This is a genomic window from Alkalibacterium subtropicum, assembly GCF_900112455.1.
GTDB classification, from domain to species: domain Bacteria; phylum Bacillota; class Bacilli; order Lactobacillales; family Carnobacteriaceae_A; genus Alkalibacterium; species Alkalibacterium subtropicum.
In genome coordinates, this window is record NZ_FOLT01000007.1 from 86,899 (window position 1) to 105,881 (window position 18,983).

Genomic DNA, 18,983 nt, shown 5'->3' on the forward strand with positions numbered 1-18,983 from the left:
GAAAAAAACTATACAGGCTCTGATTCAGCAAATCTCCTGCTGAATCACTCACCCGTATAGTTTTTAATTACTGCGTCTGATATTTATGTGTTTTCAAAATGCGGTTGGCATTTTCAACACGTTCAGCCGTAGGCGGATCGATATCTTTCAGTTTATAAGGGATACCCAGCTGCTCGTATTTATAAACGCCCAGGCGGTGATAAGGAAGTATTTCCACTTTCTCCACACTGTCCAGCTGTTCGATAAAGGCACTCAAGCGCTCCAGATGCTCATCATAATCCGAGCGTTCAGGTACGAGCACGTGTCTCAGCCACATGGGTTTCCCTATTTCAGACAGGTAGTTTGCCATATCTAAAATACTGGTATTGGGATGCATCGTATATTTCTTGTGGATCTCATTGTCGATATGCTTGATATCCATCAGGACAAGATCCGTATACTTCATCAATTCCTCAAAACGGCTGAAGAAAGGTTCGTCATACGTGAACGGCTGACCGCAGGTATCTAAAGAAACGCTGACGCCTGCTGCTTTCGCCAGTTTGAAAAATTCGATCAGAAAATCGATATGGAGGAGCGGTTCACCGCCACTGACGGTGATCCCCCCTTCTTCTCCCCAGTAATTCTTATATTTCAGTGCTTTATCCAGAAGTTCCTGAGGTGCGTAAGGTGTGCCGCCGCCCATGTTCCAGGTATCAGGGTTATGACAGAACTCACAACGCATACGACACCCCTGCATGAACACTACGAAGCGGATCCCAGGTCCGTCAACAGAGCCGAAGCTTTCTGTTGAATGTACATAGCCTATTGGTGAATCTGTCATTATTACTTCCCCCTAATATTTTTTAACTGCTTTCTTATAATGAGTCGTGGAATGTACGTCTCAGTACGTCCATTTGCTGTTCTTTTGTCAGTTTGATGAAGTTTACAGCGTATCCAGAAACGCGGATCGTCAGCTGCGGATATTCTTCCGGATGCTCCATCGCATCTTCAAGTGTTTCGCGGTTCAAGGCATTGACGTTCAAGTGGTGTCCGCCTGTTTTCACGTAGCCGTCAAGCATCGTGGACAGGTTGTTCTGCTGAACGCTGTCTTCTTTGCCTAAGGCTTTCGGTACGATCGAGAAGGTATTTGAAATGCCATCCAGTGACTCTTTGTAAGGTAGTTTAGCCACAGAGTTCAGACTTGCCAGGGCACCATTTGTATCTCTACCGTGTAATGGGTTGGCACCAGGCGCGAATGGTACGCCGGCACGACGTCCGTCAGGTGTGTTACCTGTTTTCTTACCATAAACAACGTTTGATGTGATCGTTAAGATAGAGGTTGTGTGCGTCGCATCACGATAAGTCGGGAACTGTCTGACTTTGTTCATGAATGATCTCAGAAGTTCTACGGCAATGTCATCGACTCTATCATCGTCGTTACCATATTTTGGATAGTCGCCTTCGATTTCGTAGTCCACAGCCAGGCCGTCTTCATCACGAATGACTTTGACTTTCGCATGTTTGATAGCTGAAAGTGAGTCAACAGCAACTGAGAATCCGGCGATACCTGTAGCCATCGTACGGGCAACGTCTGAATCATGCAGGGCCATTTCTACACTTTCATAGCTGTATTTGTCGTGCATGTAGTGAATAATGTTCAAGGTATTGATATACATTTCAGCTAACCAGTCTAAGATCTGGTCATATTTCTGAGTCACTTCATCATAATCCAGATACTCGGAAGTGATCGGACGGAATTCAGGTGCAACTTGCGCTTTAGATTTTTCGTCCACACCACCATTGATGGCATATAACAAGGCTTTAGCCAAGTTGGCACGGGCACCGAAGAACTGCATTTGCTTACCGATAGGCATAGCAGACACACAGCAGGCGATGCCGTAGTCGTCGCCCCATTCTTCACGCATCATGTCATCATTTTCATACTGGATCGCGCTGCTTTCGATGGAAACGCGTGAACAGTAGTTTTTAAATGACTGAGGGAGTTTTGTTGACCATAATACAGTCAAGTTAGGTTCTGGAGCCGGTCCTAAGTTCGTTAAAGTATTCAGGAATCGGAAGCTGTTTTTAGTGACCATGTGACGGCCGTCTAAGCCGACACCGGCAATGACTTCTGTTACCCATGTAGGATCGCCTGAGAACAGTTCGTTGTATTCTGGCGTACGGGCAAATTTGACCAGGCGAAGCTTCATGACGAAGTGGTCAACCAATTCCTGCGCTTCCACTTCAGTCATCGTGCCGTTTTCCAGATCTCTTTCAATATAGATATCTAAGAATGTCGATGTACGTCCAAGTGACATTGCCGCACCGTTTTGTTCTTTAACCGCAGCTAGGTATCCAAGGTACAGCCACTGGAAGGCTTCTTTAGCATTTTGAGCCGGACGTGAAAGATCAAAGCCGTATATATTACCCAGCTCTTTCAGTTCATGCAGAGCTTTCAGCTGATCGCTGATCTCTTCACGTTTTCTGATCATTTTTTCATTCATCATTGCTTTATCTGTATTTGATTTGTCTGCTTCTTTTTCAGCAATCAGACGATCTAAGCCGTAAAGAGCAACCCGACGGTAGTCTCCGATGATACGTCCACGTCCATAAGCATCAGGAAGTCCAGTAATGATCCCTGTGCGGCGTGCATTACGCATTTCTGGTGTATAGGCATCGAATACACCCTGGTTATGCGTTTTTCTCCAGTCTCTAAACACATGTGACAGGAAAGGATCCACTTCATAACCATAAGATTCAGCTGCAATTTCACTCATGCGGATGCCGCCGAATGGCTGGAGTGAACGTTTGAAAGGTTCATCTGTCTGGAAACCGACGACTTTTTCCTTATCTTTAGATAAATATCCTGGACCGTGAGAAGTTATGGTAGAAACGACATCAGTATCCATGTCCAGTACGCCGCCAGCTTCACGCTCTTTTTTGTTGAGGTCCATGACCTGAGCCCACAGAGCTTCTGTTTCTTTTGTCGGACCTTCTAAAAAGGATTCGTTGCCGTCGTATGGACGATAGTTGCTTTGGATAAAGTTACGAACATCGATTTCTTCTTTCCAAGTCTTGCCTGTGAAACCATCCCAGATGGTTTCAAGAGAAAATTCTTCGGTACGCTGTTTTTCCATAATTAATTCTCCTTTGTGTGTATATCAATTTCGACAAGTTCATAATATCACATATCGCTCACTATTTACAAGTGAACCAGTGAACATTATGTGACATTTTGCTTTTAAATCAACGTTTTCGGCTGCATGTTCAAGTTGTCACAATATTGACACAACTCCCTCTTTATGAAAGCGAATTCACTATGTTACTCTTGGTTTGTGGTAAAAAAGTGAAAAAAGTTAAACACTTTGGCTTCACAATTTCCAGTCTTTTTCAGGGCCCCTTTGTTAAATATGAGAAAGGCTTTTATTTTTAAAGTGTATTGCTCAAACATTCACTAACTATAGGAGGAAATGATTATGGTAAAGGTTTTAGATAAAAACAAAAAAGAAACAAGTGTGTACGATGCTATCGATCAGTTGGTAACGAAGGCACAGAAAGCGCTGGACGGTATGCGTGAACTTGATCAGGAACAGGTAGATGAAATCGTCAAGCAAATGGCACTGGCTGGTCTGGATGAACATATGACGCTTGCCAAAATGGCCGTAGAAGAAACTGGTCGCGGCGTATATGAAGATAAGATCATCAAGAACCTCTTCGCGTCTGAATACATCTATCACAGCATCAAAGCAGACAAAACGATCGGTGTCATCAATGAGAACGTCCATGAAGGAACCGTTGAGATCGCTGAACCTATCGGTGTAGTCGCAGGGGTAACACCTGTCACGAACCCGACATCAACAACGATCTTCAAGTCAATGATCGCAATCAAAACAGGAAATCCGATCATCTTTGCTTTCCACCCTTCTGCTCAAAAATCGAGTGCTGCTGCAGCACAAGCTTTATATGAAGCAGCTGTCAAAGCCGGAGCACCTGAAAACTGCATTCAGTGGATCGACAAGCCTTCACTTGAGGCAACTCAGGCATTAATGAAGCACGACGGTGTCGCTACGATCCTGGCTACCGGCGGTCCCGGTATGGTCAAATCAGCCTACAGTTCAGGTAAACCAGCCCTCGGTGTTGGTGCCGGTAACGTGCCGTGCTACATCGAAAAAACTGCAAACGTCAAACGTGCCACAAACGATCTGATCCTTTCAAAAACATTCGATAACGGTATGATCTGTGCGTCTGAGCAGGCAGTTATTGTAGATAAAGAGATTTATAATGAAGTCAAACAGCAAATGATCGAGAACGGCTGCCACTACCTGAACAACGAAGACCGAGTAAAAGTAGAGAAATTCATGGTCTCAGAAGAAGGCCAGTTGAATTCAGCAATCGTCGGTCGTTCAGCTTACGAGATCGCTGACATGGCTGGAGTCAAAGTTCCTCAGGACACGAAGATCCTTATTGCAGAATATGCCGGTGTCGGTAAGAAATATCCATTATCAAGAGAAAAACTGAGCCCAGTTCTTGCAGCCTATAAAGTAAACAATACCGAGGAAGGAATCAAACGCGCGACAGAGATGCTGGCTTACGGTGGTTTAGGACACTCCGCAGTGATCCACTCCCACAGTGACGAAGTCATTCAAAAATTTGACCGTGCCATGAAAGCCGGCCGACTGATCGTCAATGCACCATCAAGTCAAGGTGCCATCGGTGATATCTATAATGCCTACATCCCTTCCCTTACGCTTGGATGTGGCTCATACGGAGGGAATTCTGTGTCAACAAACGTCAGCACCATGCACCTGATCAATGTCAAGAAACGGGCCAAACGTGCAAACAATATGCAGTGGTTCAAGATTCCACCAAAAGTTTATTTCGAACGTAATTCTGTACAATATTTGGCTAAAATGCCGGACATCAAGAAAGCCTTTATCGTCACTGATCCGATGATGGTCGAACTTGGTTATGTGGACCGTGTCCTCTATCACTTGAGAAACCGTCCGGATTATGTTCACTGTGAGATCTTCTCTGACGTTGAACCGGATCCTTCTAAAGAAACAGTCATGAAAGGCGCCGAAGCTATGGCCGCTTTCCAGCCTGACGTTATTATTGCTTTAGGTGGCGGCTCTCCTATGGATGCTGCTAAAGGCATGTGGTTATTCTATGAACAGCCTGATACAGACTTCAATGGTATCAAACAGAAATTCATGGATATCAGAAAACGCGTCTACAAGTTCCCTAAATTGGGCGGCAAGTCTCAATTCGTTGCGATTCCAACGACATCCGGAACAGGTTCTGAGGTCACTTCATTCTCGGTTATCACTGATAAAGAAACATCGACCAAATACCCATTGGCTGACTACGAGCTGACTCCAGACGTCGCGATCATCGATCCACAGTTCGTGATGACTGTCCCCCCTGCTGTTACAGCGGACACAGGTATGGACGTGCTGACTCATGCGATCGAAGCTTATGTGTCAAACATGGCAAACGACTACACAGACGGACTGGCCATCAAAGCGATCCAGTTAGTCTTCAAGTACCTGCCTATGGCTTACAAGAACGGTGCAGATGAAACAGCCAGAGAGAAAATGCATAATGCCTCGACTATTGCCGGTATGGCTTTCGCCAATGCCTTCCTGGGGATCAACCACAGCTTGGCTCACAAACTGGGTGCACAGTTCCATATCGCACACGGCCGTTCAAATGCGATCCTGATGCCGCATGTTATCCGCTACAATGCCAAGAAACCAACGAAATTCGTGGCATTCCCTAAATACGAACACTTTATTGCTGACGAACGCTATGCAGAAATCGCTAAAGCTCTTGACTTACCTGCAAAAACAACTGAAGAAGGCGTAGAAAGCCTGATCAAAGCCGTCTACGACTTAGCTAAAGAACTCAACATTCCAATGAGTATCAAAGAAAACGGCGTAGACAAAAAAGAATTTGAAAAAGTTGTCGACGCAATGGCTGACCGCGCATTCGAAGACCAATGTACGATCGCCAATCCAAAAATGCCTTTAGTCACTGAACTTGCAGAAGTTTACCGAAATGCCTATAAAGGATAAACAAACAGTATAATGAATGATATGAAGAGTCCGGACATTCGTGCCGGACTCTTCTTTTTTGCTCTAATTTCAGTTTTAAAACCAGTATGACTTGTTCTGAACTGCACACCTCTTTTCTGTGTTTATTTAGGATCAAGTGGTTCTCTACGTTATAGGGTAACGTCCTGTCCCCTCGTTCATCTGTATACTATAAGTGATCTCAATATGGTTTTTGCGACCAGTTCTGATGGAAATTTTTCAGGAAGTGGTGCCAATCATCTCTAGTGATCGTTTTTACTCACTCTATACTCCACTGTACCAGGAGTCGCAAATCCAGAAAACTGTACTAATAAGTCCAGCGGATACCATACTAGCGGTTACCAAACTGATCTCTTCCTATATCTTTACCTGATTACATGATAAAATGAGAAAGAAGACTTACCTATTTAGGAGTTGATCACGTGCAGCAGCGCAAACGGACATTATACATTTTATATCTACTTATCACCATTGTCATGGTGGGGATCATTGGCTATTATCTCTTGCTGGACATCAGCCTCATGGACGCCTTTTATATGACGGTCATCACGATTTCCACTGTCGGCTTCCAGGAAGTCGCTCCCATGACTGTCCCAGCCCAGCTCTTCACGATCATCCTGATTTTCTTCAGTCTGGGGATCCTCGGGTATACAGGGTCACAGCTGATCGGTTTTTTCTTTGGAGGCACACTTAGGGAAGCATGGAGGGAACAGAAAATGAATGAACAGCTTAATGAATTACACGATCACATTATTGTCTGTGGGGCCGGTGAAACAGGCCAGCATATCATCCAGTCGCTTGAAAAGGAACAAGTGGATTTTGTTGTTATCGAATTCGAAGAGGAAAAACTGGAAGCAGTAAAAGAATTCGATAACGTCATTGTTTTTCAGGGAGATGCAACGCAGGATGAAGTCCTTGAAAAAGCAGGTATATACCGTGCCAAGGGGCTGATCGCCGCGCTGAACAGTGATGCGAACAACCTTTATACCGTGCTTACGGCACGTCAGCTCAAGCCTGATCTTCTGATCGTCGCACGAGCGATTACACATAACTCACACCAGAAACTCATCCGGGCAGGGGCAGACAAAACCGTCTCCCCAAACGAGATCGGCGGGCACCGTATGGCTTCCATGCTCTTGAAACCCTCTGTCATTGCTTTTTTGGATACGATCACGCATTCCGGTCAGATCGACTTGAACCTGAATGAAGTGGTCATCAAACCGGCCTCGCGGATAAGCAATAAAACCCTGATGGAAGCAAATATTCCTGAACAGACGGACTTGATCATCATTGCCATCAAGGAAAAAGATGAGGACGGTATTATTTTCAACCCGACTAAAGATCATCTGCTGACACCTGGTCAGACACTGATCGCTCTGGGTGACGACGATGATTTCAAAAAACTGAAAAAATTAGCCGGTTCTTGAACCTGATCATACAAAAAAAGCCAGGCAGACATTTTCTGCCCGGCTTTTTTTGCCTTCCCCTTTGTTTAGTTGATTTCGAGCTGATTCCAGAGCCCGCTGAATGCCTCATCAGTCATTTCAAAATAAACAGGCATCGTACCATAATAAACATACTTGTCACTTAATAAGATGAGGGAGATTTCTGTTCCATCTTTCAGATTTAATACCAGTTCTTTAAAGGTTTCATCGCTGCGCATCGTTCCAATAGGATCGTTTTCTGAGGTGCGTTCAACAGGCACGGCATTGTACAACCCTGTGATAAAAGACTGTACAGCTGCTTCGTTTTCCAGGGTCTGGAACGTGTCGGTCTTACTGTCCCATCCCTCGAAACTTCTATACTGTACTGCTTTGATATTTCCTTCGATTTTCAGTTTACCGAAGACATCTTCCCCACGCGTTACCGTCAATCCATTTAATTTTTCAAAAAGCATACCGTCCACATGCTCATTTTCTTCGGAAAGAGTCATGATCCGGAACGACTCCTCATATCCTTCCACTGAATAGACAGACGCTTGACTGATGGTCGAGGCGAATTCCTCCGCATAATCACTTTGATCACTCCACTCATCAATGGAGGGAATCGTTTCTCCCAGTTTTTCCCCCTGGAGCGCCCTGATATCCTCTCGATCGATCGTGGTATCCGATTGAGTATAAATATTTCCTTTATAGACGATCAGGGAAACCATAGAGCTGCTGTCTGCCTCTGGCTGCTCTGGCAATTCTAAAGCAGGGATATCAATGCCTTCACCCGTACGTTTGTTTTCTTCTGGAGAAAAGAACTCGACAGAAGCGAAAATCAATAACACGGCAGCCGCTGCCAGACCTATGGACCAGACCACCTTACTGTTCGGTCTGGATCTCTGTGTTTTTCCCCATTCCCGCTCTGCCTCTTGGATCCCCTTTGTGCTTCTATCTTTCAGCTCTTTGGGAACCTCTATTTCATTCATGATATCTTTGAGATCTTTATTCATAAAAATCCTCCTCCTGAAGATCTTTTCCGAGTTTATCGATAGCTCTATATAATATGGATTTGGCCGTCCCCGAAGGTATATCTAACAACTCGGCCGCTTCTTTGAATGTATACTCTTCATAATACTTGAGCAGGACCATGGATTTCTCCATTTCATCCAGCTTGCTGATCAGCGACTTAAGTGTAAGCGAAAGGTCTGTCTGGTGAACCGGCGCCTGGTAATAATAGCCATTCTTTTCCGGCTCCACATAGGTCAGCCGCTGATTTTTTCTCAAATGATCAATCGCACAGTTGATGGTTATCCGAATAAGCCAGGTCTTGAAATATCTTCCATCTTTTAAGTGTTTCACTGCTTTAAAAGAACGGTAAGCCGTTTCCTGTACGATATCTAGAGCATCTGTCTGATTGTTGACATACACGTATGCCATTTTATAGATATCCTCTTCACAGGAATGAAAAAGGGTGTAAAAAGCCTGACTGTCCCCTTTTTTAGCTCGTTTAAGTATCTTGTCCACGCCATCGCCTCCTTTTCCTCTTTACTTATTAGACGAAACAGATCCTTAAATAGTTTAAATTATTTCCGATTTATGTAAAATATTTTACTGATTTCACGCCCCAGATGTATTCCCCCCTCATGTGAGGATGATAATGAAGAGATAATGACCCAAACTTCTGCTGCTTCCCATGTGACGTTTTAGCGACACCGTGATTCGCTCTGCTGTGCTTTGTTCATCCCCTTATTTTATAGAAAAAGGGCACGCATTCATCCGGAATGTGTACCCTCTCTGTGGATATTACTCTTTCGCTTCTTTTTCTTCTTCTATTTGAACAATACTTTCCTTATAGGCATCGACAGGCACACCGTCGGAATCTTCATCCAGGATGAATGACCCGTTGCTGTAGCGGTCGCTGAAGGCATAATCTTTCGCTCTGACCGTAAATTCATTGCCTTTGTCCGTCACGATGGTCCATTCAGCATCCAGCTGTTCGACATCGATCAACAGCGCCATGCGGTGAGGCTTGTTCTTGAGTTCTCTGAGCACAAGCAGGCCGCGTTTGGCTCTTGAAATAACATCGAAGTCAGCAACGTTCATCCGCTTGACAGATCCGCGGTGGGTGATCATCAAAGCGCTCTTGTTTCCTTCAGAAGGGTCAAAGATGAGGCCCCCTGCTACATGATCCTCTTTTTTCAAGTTGATGGATTTTACACCACTCGCATTCGCGCCGACTGTTGACACTTCAGGCAACGTATAGCGCAGACCAAACCCGAGCTGGGTCACTAAAAAGACATCATACAGCGACTCGTCATTGATCAGATAAACGGAGAGCAGCTTATCGGTTTTCGTCTTTAATTTGATCGCTGTCGCTGAACGTGAACGGTAGGTCCGTTTCGGCGCATATTCTGAAGCAAGCGTCTGTTTGATGTAGCCCGCCTGCGTGATAAAGACGAATTTCTGCTGCTTTGAGAATTCCTTCAAGCCATATGCTGCGATGATCTTCTCGTCAGGCTGTATACTGATCGTCTGGGAAATATGTTCGCCCAGGTCTTTCCATTTAATTTCCGGGATCTCATGCACGGGTCGGTTGATGACATTCCCTTTCGTCGTAAACAGAACGACGTGATCCAGCGTTGATATTTTTTCGGTAAAGACAGAGTGATCCCCGTCTCTTAAGCCGATTTCCTCAGCGTTTGAAGCCCCGTAAGAACGCAGGCTTGTCCGTTTCAAGTAGCCCTCTTTTGTCACTGAAACCACGACTTCTTCTTCGGTAACGAGGACTTCTTTTTCGACTTTCAGTTCTTCGATCTTGTCTTGGATCACCGTCTGTCGGTCTTTGGCGTTTTCCTTCTTTACTTCTCTCAGTTCTTTCTTCATAACTGATTCCAGCGTTTTCTCATCATTCAGGATTTTATTGTACTCACTGATGCGCGCATCCAGCTCACTGGCTTCTTTTTGAAGCTGCGTGATGTCCGTATTGGTCAAGCGGTAAAGCTGCAGGCTCACGATCGCTTCAGCCTGCATCGCAGTAAATCCGTAAGCATTGACGATATTGTCTTTGGCATCGCCCTTGTTTTTGCTTCCGCGGATCGTCTTGATGACGTCATCCAGGATGGAAATGGCTTTTATCAGACCTGCAACGATATGTGCACGCTTCTGGTCTTTATTGAGTAAAAACTTCGTGCGTTTTCTGACGATATCTTTTTTGTGAGAGATATACGCCGCTAGAAACTCCTTCAGCCCCACCTGCTGCGGACGTCTGTCGCTGATGGCTATCATATTAAGGTTATATGAGACCTGAAGATCTGTATTTTTGAATAAGTAGGTCAGGATCCCCTGAGTCGGTGTGTCTTTCTTCAGCTCGACTACGATACGCAGGCCGGTCCGGTCACTTTCATCACGGACATCTGCGATCCCGTCGATTTTCTTGTTGATGCGGATCTCATCCATTTTACGCACCATCGTCGCTTTATTCACTTCATAAGGGATCTCAGTAATGACGATCTGTTCTTTGCCGCCCCGGATTTTTTCGATCTCGGTCTTGGAACGGACAACAATCTTGCCTTTCCCCGTTTGGTAGGCGGATTTCAGGCCTTTGATCCCTTGAATGATCCCGCCGGTGGGGAAATCCGGCCCCTTGACGAAGTCCATCAGCTTGTCGACCGATGCATTCGGATGCTGTAGTTGATATATACAAGCATCTATGACTTCACCCAGGTTATGGGGCGGGATATCTGTTGCATAACCGGCAGAGATACCGGTTGCGCCATTGACGAGCAGGTTCGGAAAACGCGCAGGTAAAACAGTCGGTTCGTTTGTTGTATCATCAAAGTTAAGGACGAATTCAACCGTTTCTTTATCGATATCCTTCAGAAGTTCATTGGCCACTTTTGACAAGCGTGCCTCGGTGTAACGCATCGCTGCAGGGGGATCGCCATCCATGCTTCCGTTATTCCCGTGCATCGTGACCAGAGGCGTCTTCATTTTCCAGTCCTGACTCATACGGACCATCGCTTCATATACACTGCTGTCGCCGTGCGGGTGGAAGTTACCGATAACGTTACCTACCGTTTTCGCTGATTTTCTGAATCCCTTATCGTGCGTGTTGCCTTCAGAATACATTGCATACAGGATACGGCGCTGGACGGGCTTGAGCCCATCTCTAATATCAGGAAGAGCCCGTTCCTGGATGATATACTTCGAATATCTGCCGAAACGGTCGCCCATTACTTCTTCTAATGTCAACTCTTGTATTTCTTCTCGTTGTTTTGCCATGTCAGTAAGTCAAACCTTTCTCACAACTCTACAGTTTCTTCCACTTCTTCAAGAATTTCATTGGTTTCTAAAATGCTGCCTTCCTCTTCAAGCGAGAATTCAACATGTTCTTCGATCCATTTACGACGGGGATCGACTTTGTTCCCCATGAGAACAGACACGCGGCGTTCAGCCTGTGCCACATCATCGATCGTCACACGTATGAGCGTACGTGACTCGGGATTCATCGTTGTATCCCACAACTGGTCAGCGTTCATCTCACCGAGACCTTTGTAACGCTGAATGATATAGCCTTTGCCGAAAGTTTCAAGTAGCTTATCCAGTTCTTCATCCGTCCAGGCATACTCGATGACTTCTTTTTTGCCTTTGCCTTTGGACACTTTATATAAGGGCGGAAGCGCAAGATACACCTTGCCTTCTTCGATCAAGGGTCTCATGTAACGATAGAAGAAGGTCAATAACAGCACCTGGATATGTGCGCCGTCCGTATCCGCATCGGTCATGATGACGACCTTATCGTAATTGCAGTCTTTGATATCGAATTCCGGTCCGACACCGGCCCCGATCGTGTAGATCATTGTGCTGATTTCTTCATTTTTTAGGATATCCTGCATGTTCGCTTTTTCTGTATTGATGACCTTACCACGTAGAGGCAGGATCGCCTGGAATTTTCTGTCTCGTCCTTGCTTGGCCGATCCACCGGCGGAATCTCCCTCGACCAGATACAGTTCGTTCTTTTTAGCGTTTTTACTTTGCGCCGGTGTCAGTTTACCTGACAGCAGAGTTTCTTTACGTTTCTTTTTCTTGCCGTTACGGGATTCATCTTTTGCTTTACGTGCCGCTTCCCGGGCTTCTCTGGCTTTGATTGCTTTACGGACGATCTGCTGACTCATTTCTCCATTTTCAGCCAGCCAGAAGTTGAACTGCTCTGAGATGACCGTGTCACAAGCCGCACGTGCTTCTGTCGTTCCCAGCTTGCTCTTCGTCTGACCTTCGAACTGAAGGAGTTTCTCAGGGATGCGGACAGATAAAATGATTGCGATCCCCTCGCGCACGTCCGTCCCTTCCAGGTTCTTGTCACGCTCTTTAAGCAGGTTCACACGCTTAGCGTATTCATTAAAGGTCTTTGTAATCGCCGTTTTCGTTCCGATTTCATGCGTCCCGCCATCTTTGGTCCGTACATTGTTGACAAAGCTCAGCAGGTTCTCCGAATACCCGTCATTGTACTGAAAGGCACATTCCACTTCGATGCCTTTATACTCCCCTTCGAAATAGGCGATCGGCGTCAGTGTATCTTTTTCTTCATTGATGTAATCAACGAATGCCTTGATTCCTTCTTCATAGTGAAAGACTTCTTCGGCATCCTCTTTCCGTTCATCTTTGACTGTGATCGTGACATCTTTTAAAAGGAAAGCCGATTCTCTCAAACGTTCACTTAGAATAGAAAATGAATAGTCCGTCGTTGAAAAGATGTCAGGGTCCGGTTTGAAATGCACCGTCGTTCCGGTCATTTTTTTCTGGCCTTTTTTCTTTGTCAATTTGCCGGCAGGTTTTCCGCCTTTTTTAAAATGCTGGGTATATTCAAAGCCGTCACGGTTGACTTGGACCGTCAACTCTTCAGACAGCGCATTCACAACAGAAGCACCAACACCATGCAGACCGCCGGATGTCTTGTAGCCTCCTGTCTGGCCGAATTTACCCCCGGCGTGCAGGACCGTAAAGATGACCTGGATCGTCGGGACACCGGATTTATGCATCCCCGTCGGCATGCCGCGACCGTCATCTTTGACCGTGATACTGTTGTCTTTATGGATCGTGACATCGATCCGCGAGCCGAATCCGGCCAGCACTTCATCCACTGCGTTATCCACGATCTCGTAGACAAGATGATGAAGCCCTCTGGAGTCCGTCGATCCAATATACATGCCCGGACGTTTTCTGACAGCGTCCAGACCTTCCAATACTTGAATTGAACTATCATCGTAATTATTTTTTGCCATTACCACAGATTCTCCTTTGATTCTTCACATGCTGATGTTTCATGAGTTAACGTTTTATGATAAATATAGATTGTGTACTCTTTCATTAAAAGCCAAGCACTATTAATCTTACCATAATTTAAGCGGCATGTGTAAAAAACCTTTGTTCCCGTCCACTTCATGTGACTCAAGGCGTCTGCGGTGCCCGCCATCTTTTATTGTCGCGACGGTCCCCGCATGGTAGAATAATAAAGGATCAAGGGACAACTTAAGGAGGATATACATTTGATTGAATTTTTTCTAATTGCTGCTGCCTATCTGCTGGGGTCCATCCCCTCGGGTGTGTGGATCGGCAAAGCATTTTATAAGACAGATATAAGAGAGCACGGGAGCGGAAATTCAGGTACCACGAATACTTACCGTGTTCTGGGGAAATGGGCCGGAACAGTCGTATTGATCATGGACATTGCTAAAGGCACGCTGGCAGTACTGCTGCCCCTGTGGTTTGGTGTGACGATCCATCCCATGTTCATCGGGTTATTCGCGATCATCGGTCATGTCTATCCGATCTTTGCCGGATTCAAAGGCGGGAAAGCCGTCGCCACGACTGCAGGCGTCGCTCTGGGTGCTCAACCCCTCTTCGTCCTGGTTTTGATCATGGTGTTTGCAGGCATTCTGTACACATCCAGCATGGTCAGTCTAGCGAGCGTGCTGACTTTGATCCTTGCTGCGGTCGCTTCGCTCTTCGTGGGTGACTGGGTCTTTACGGCCATCGTCTGGATCGCTATGGTCCTCGTCGTCGTCAGGCACAGGGCAAACATAGACCGGATCCGCAGAGGAGAAGAAAACAAAGTACCTTTTGGACTCAACCGTTCAAAAAAATAGTAAAAGACCTTTTCCAGCTCTGTCGGTTTGTTCTGACTGAGCGTGAAAAAGGTCTTTTTTTATCCGATGATCCTGTTTTTTCCGGAAGCTTTTGCTTTATACAAGTTTTTATCTGCTTCCTTTAGCACATCCTCATGATCTCCCTGATCATAGAGTGTGAAGCCGCCACTGATAGTCAAAGACTCGAGTTTCAGGAATTCATTGGTTTCGATCGCCATCCGACAGTCATTGAGATGCTGTTCTGCAGCCTCTTTTGTGGTGTCAGGTAAAAGGATCAGGAATTCTTCGCCGCCATAACGTCCGACGATGCCCTTTTTATCCAGTTTACGTTCCAGTGTCTTGGCGATTTCTTTGAGCACATAGTCCCCAAAGACATGTCCCTTGGTGTCGTTGAGCTGTTTAAAATCATCAATGTCCACCATGCTGACAGCCAGTTTCTTGCCCTTGACCGCTGAATCGATCATATGCGTCTTCAATTCTCTGATGACGGCTCGGCGGTTCCTGATCTCTGTCAGTTCATCCTTGTCGACCAGTTCGATCAGTGAAGACGTCAGATCCTCGAGATTCTCCACTTTACTTTTCTGCTTAGACACATCGAACACGATGCCTGCAGCAAAGAGAGGCGCCCCGTCTTTTGCTCTTTTCGTGACTTTGCCACGGTCATAGTACCATTTCCAGGAGCCGTCCTTGGCCTTTATGCGGTACTCGACTTCGTAAACGGGAGTGAGCCCTTCCAAGTGCCGGCGCATATTCTCCATCACAGATTCATAATCCTCAGGATGCAGCTTATTTGTGAAAAAATCGTAAGGGATCTTTTCAGGCAATTCATCGATAGAGTAGCCGATGGCCTCTACTTTCAGGGGATTAAAGACCACATCATTGGTCTGGATGTTCCAGTACCAGTGACCAAGATTCCCTTTCCAGGGATAGTCCAGTTTCACTTCTGCCTCTTTTTCGGCCAGAAGTTCATCGATCAGCATTTTTTGAGCGTTGATCTTTAAAAGCAGTTCCTCTTTTGTCTTTTCCCGCAAGTTCTCACTCGTCATTTACGCACCCCAATAACTGTTTTATAGGATATATCGGCTGAGGTCTTTGTTCTCGACGATATGCCCGATTTTGTCTTCAACATATTTTTCTGTGATCTTCACTTCACCCATCGTCATGTCCGGCGACTCGAACAGCAGATCTTCAAGCAGGCGCTCGAGGATCGTATGCAGACGACGTGCCCCGATATTGTCTGTCGAATCATTGACGTCAAAAGCGATCTCAGCGATTTTTTCGATCGCTTCCATCGTAAAGATCACGTTGATGTTTTCGGTTTCCAGTAAGGCCCGGTACTGTTTCACCAGCGCATTTTCCGGTTCTGTCAGGATCTTGACAAAATCATCTTTCGTCAAATCGTCCAGTTCCACGCGGATCGGGAAACGTCCCTGGAGCTCTGGGATCAGATCACTTGGCTTGGATAAATGGAAGGCACCGGAGCCGATGAACAGGATATGATCCGTATTGACCGTTCCGTATTTCGTACGGACACTGGATCCTTCAACGATCGGCAGGATATCTCTCTGGACACCTTCTCTGGACACCTGACCGCTGTTCTGCTGCCCTTTAGAGGTTATCTTATCGATTTCATCCACAAAGATGATGCCTGAGTTCTCAGTCAGGTGGATCGCGTCTGAGTAGATATCTTCCGTATTGATAAGTTTGTCTGCTTCTTCTTCCGTAAAGATATCGACGGCTTCTTTCACTGTGACTTTACGTTTCACTTTTTTAGCAGGCGTCAGCTGACCGAACGTTTCTGACAAGTCGATGCCCATCTGTTCCAGCGGCTGACTCATCGGGCTGCTGGTTGCTTTTTTCTTTTCTTCCACTTTGATCTCAACTTCTCTTGAGTCAAGGATACCGCGACTGATCTGATCGATCAGTGCATCGCGTTTGGAAGAGATTTCTTCCGTTACTGTTTCTTCTTCCTCATCGGCATTCTGGTTGAACTGGTTCGGGTCCATCCCCATCCCTTTGAACATGCCGGCTAAAGGATTGTTGTCATAGCCGCTTTTTTCCTTTTTGATACCGGGAGCCAGCGCTTTAGCCACGCGTTCGATGGCTCGTCTTTCAGCGCGTCCACGCACATTTCTGCGGTATTCATCCCGAACCAGCTGGATGGCAGATTCCGTCAAGTCACGGACCATGGATTCCACATCCCGGCCGATGTACCCGACTTCTGTGAATTTTGTTGCCTCCACTTTGATGAAAGGAGCATCCACGATAGCAGCCAGACGACGGGCGATCTCTGTTTTACCGATACCGGTCGCACCGATCATCAGGATGTTTTTCGGTGTGATCTCCTTCTGCATGTCGTCATCGAGTTTCAGACGGCGGTAGCGATTGCGCAAAGCGACCGCGACAGCTTTTTTAGCGTCCTTCTGACCCACGATATATTTATCCAGTTTCGTTACGATTTCTCTTGGTGTTAAATCATTTCTAGCTTTCATGTCATCAGTCTCCTTACAGTTTTTCGGTTACGATATTATGATTGGTATACACACAGATGTCAGCAGCGATCGTCAGGCTGTCTTTAGCGATTTCTTCCGCCGAGAGCTTTTCTCCGTGTTTTTTCAGTGCACGGGCAGCTGACAAGGCAAAATTCCCGCCTGAACCGATGCCTAAAATGCCGTCGTCCGGCTGGATGACTTCACCATTTCCGGAGACTAAAAGCATCTGTTCCTTGTTCATCACGATGAGCAGGGCCTCCAGATTTTTCATCATTTTATCTGTGCGCCATTCCTTGGCGAGTTCGACCGCCGCCCGCATCAGATGGCCGTTGTACTGGTTCAGATAGCCTTCAAACTTTTCTTCAAGAGTAAACGCATCAGCCACACTGCCGGCAAAACCGACGAGGACTTCATTGTTGTATATTTTTCTTACTTTACGGGCTGAGCCTTTCATAATGACTTTCTCGCCCATCGTGACCTGACCGTCTCCAGCCATGGCACATTCGCCATTATGTTGGATAGCTAAAATCGTCGTTGCATGAAACTCTGTCATTTTGTTTTCCTCCATTTTAAAGTGTTTAGTTACGCTCTTGGGTGGTAAGAATTGTAGTCCTTCTGCAGGTGCTCGGTGGTCACATGCGTATAGATCTGCGTCGAAGCCAGACTCTTATGCCCCAGCAGTTCCTGCACCGTTCGTATGTCCGCGCCATTATTAAGTAAATGAGTCGCAAAGGTGTGTCGAAGCATGTGCGGGGTGATATTATGAGACAGCGCACTCTTTTTGATCAATTGTGTCAATACGAACTGAATGCCGTTTTGAGTGATCTGATCCCCATGATGGTTAATAAAAAGATGATCATGGTCTTTCCTGTATTTTAACATCAGCGGCTTTCTTCCATCTTCGATATAGGCCTTGACGGCTTCACTTGCATAATGCCCGAAAGGAATATAGCGTTCCTTTCGGCCTTTTCCTTTAACGAAGAGCATACCCATCTCAAAATCGATATCCTGCAGCCGGATGCCCTGACATTCGCTCACACGGATCCCTGTCCCGTAAAGCAGTTCTAAAAGAGCCTGATTGCGCAGGTCAAGCGGCGCATCGCCTTCTGCAGCTTCAAACAGCACCTTCATTTCTTCTTCATAGAAAAAGCTGGGCAAGCGTGAGCCGCGTTTTTTCAGATGCAGATAAGAGAATGGGTTGTCCTTAACGATCTCGTTGTTGAGTAAAAACTGATAAAAAGCACGCATACTGGATATCTTCCGGGAGATCGAAGCACGCGAATATTCTTTATCCGTTAAATAACTCAGATATATGCGCGCGTCAGACAATTCCACTGCCAAGATATCCTCTTCCCCTGTTTCTTTTAAAAAACGCTCAAACGCCAGTAAATCGTCAATATAAGCAAGATTCGTATGCTCAGAATAATGCCGTTCATTGGTCAGATAGTTTGAAAAAAGGCGGATCCATTTATTTTCCATGCGTATCTCTCCTCACCTTCTCTATTTTACCATATGCGAGACATTCAGGCACACAAAGAAAGTGGGATGTATGCGTCAAGTTTTTCTCGGTAACCTTTAACTAGTAGAATTAACAGAAATTATGTTGTGTTAATATTTTTAGGAAAATGCCTGGCCTAATTTCCCAATGAAGCTACTCACAGGGTCAAAGTTGGATATTTTCCCAGTTTGAACAGTGTGTGTGGTTGAACGAGGCTTTTTCAAAGCCTGACGGACTGCTCCCTTAAGATCTTCACCTAACGGTTCAACGATAGAATCAACTTTTGTGGTCAAAGCTTTTTCCAGAAGACTGTTTTGCTCTGCTGTTAGTAATGCTACGACATTAGCTAC

Annotated in this window: 13 protein-coding genes and 1 pseudogene; 3 read left to right on the forward strand and 11 right to left on the reverse strand. The window is 45.8% G+C overall.

The window, feature by feature from the left end; genetic code table 11:
* Positions 1-67 precede the first annotated feature (67 nt).
* A complete protein-coding gene (gene pflA, locus BM049_RS08180; protein WP_091530377.1) occupies positions 68-820 on the reverse strand; it encodes a pyruvate formate-lyase-activating protein in 753 nt (250 codons plus the stop codon).
* A 34-nt stretch (positions 821-854) separates the two neighbouring features.
* Positions 855-3,116 carry a formate C-acetyltransferase gene (gene pflB, locus BM049_RS08185; protein WP_091530380.1) on the reverse strand — a complete coding sequence of 754 codons (2,262 nt, stop codon included), beginning with the start codon at positions 3,114-3,116 and terminating at the stop codon, positions 855-857.
* Between the two features lie 339 nt (positions 3,117-3,455).
* On the opposite strand from pflB, the gene adhE reads away from it, so the two are divergent.
* Together adhE and BM049_RS08195 are read left to right on the forward strand one after the other, a co-directional pair.
* Positions 3,456-6,053 carry a bifunctional acetaldehyde-CoA/alcohol dehydrogenase gene (gene adhE / locus BM049_RS08190; RefSeq protein WP_091530382.1) on the forward strand — a complete coding sequence of 866 codons (2,598 nt, stop codon included), beginning with the start codon at positions 3,456-3,458 and terminating at the stop codon, positions 6,051-6,053.
* Positions 6,054-6,493: 440 nt separating this feature from the next.
* Positions 6,494-7,498 (forward strand): potassium channel family protein, encoded by a 1,005-nt coding sequence (locus tag BM049_RS08195; RefSeq protein WP_091530384.1) that lies wholly within the window; start codon positions 6,494-6,496, stop codon positions 7,496-7,498.
* Positions 7,499-7,563: 65 nt separating this feature from the next.
* Here BM049_RS08195 and BM049_RS08200 read toward each other — a convergent pair whose 3' ends face one another.
* From BM049_RS08200 to parE, 4 genes are all read right to left on the reverse strand, one after another.
* A complete protein-coding gene (locus BM049_RS08200) occupies positions 7,564-8,508 on the reverse strand; it encodes a hypothetical protein (RefSeq protein ID WP_091530386.1) in 945 nt (314 codons plus the stop codon).
* Positions 8,501-9,022: an RNA polymerase sigma factor gene (locus BM049_RS08205; RefSeq protein WP_091530389.1), complete on the reverse strand. Its 522-nt coding sequence runs from the start codon at positions 9,020-9,022 to the stop codon at positions 8,501-8,503. Before BM049_RS08205 ends, BM049_RS08200 begins: the two co-directional genes overlap by 8 nt.
* 279 nt (positions 9,023-9,301) lie before the next feature.
* A complete protein-coding gene (parC, locus tag BM049_RS08210; RefSeq protein ID WP_091530390.1) occupies positions 9,302-11,779 on the reverse strand; it encodes a DNA topoisomerase IV subunit A in 2,478 nt (825 codons plus the stop codon).
* A 20-nt stretch (positions 11,780-11,799) separates the two neighbouring features.
* A complete protein-coding gene (gene parE, locus BM049_RS08215) occupies positions 11,800-13,779 on the reverse strand; it encodes a DNA topoisomerase IV subunit B (RefSeq protein WP_091530393.1) in 1,980 nt (659 codons plus the stop codon).
* Between the two features lie 264 nt (positions 13,780-14,043).
* Between parE and plsY the strand changes: the two genes are divergently transcribed.
* Positions 14,044-14,643: a glycerol-3-phosphate 1-O-acyltransferase PlsY gene (gene plsY, locus BM049_RS08220; RefSeq protein WP_091530395.1), complete on the forward strand. Its 600-nt coding sequence runs from the start codon at positions 14,044-14,046 to the stop codon at positions 14,641-14,643.
* Positions 14,644-14,702: 59 nt separating this feature from the next.
* Here the strand turns inward: plsY and BM049_RS08225 are convergent, their stop codons facing one another.
* The 5 genes and pseudogenes from BM049_RS08225 to BM049_RS11845 form a co-directional block, all read right to left on the reverse strand.
* Positions 14,703-15,689 (reverse strand): sensor domain-containing diguanylate cyclase, encoded by a 987-nt coding sequence (locus BM049_RS08225; protein WP_091530398.1) that lies wholly within the window; start codon positions 15,687-15,689, stop codon positions 14,703-14,705.
* 21 nt (positions 15,690-15,710) lie between these two features.
* A complete protein-coding gene (gene hslU / locus BM049_RS08230) occupies positions 15,711-17,135 on the reverse strand; it encodes an ATP-dependent protease ATPase subunit HslU (RefSeq protein WP_091530402.1) in 1,425 nt (474 codons plus the stop codon).
* A 13-nt stretch (positions 17,136-17,148) separates the two neighbouring features.
* Complete coding sequence (hslV, locus tag BM049_RS08235) at positions 17,149-17,688, reverse strand: ATP-dependent protease subunit HslV (protein ID WP_091530405.1); 540 nt, start codon at positions 17,686-17,688, stop codon at positions 17,149-17,151.
* Between the two features lie 29 nt (positions 17,689-17,717).
* Positions 17,718-18,614, reverse strand: coding sequence for a tyrosine recombinase XerC (gene xerC / locus BM049_RS08240; protein WP_091530408.1), 897 nt, complete (start codon positions 18,612-18,614; stop codon positions 17,718-17,720).
* 138 nt (positions 18,615-18,752) lie between these two features.
* Positions 18,753-18,983, reverse strand: a pseudogene (locus BM049_RS11845) (ISLre2-like element ISAot1 family transposase); the annotation flags it as partial.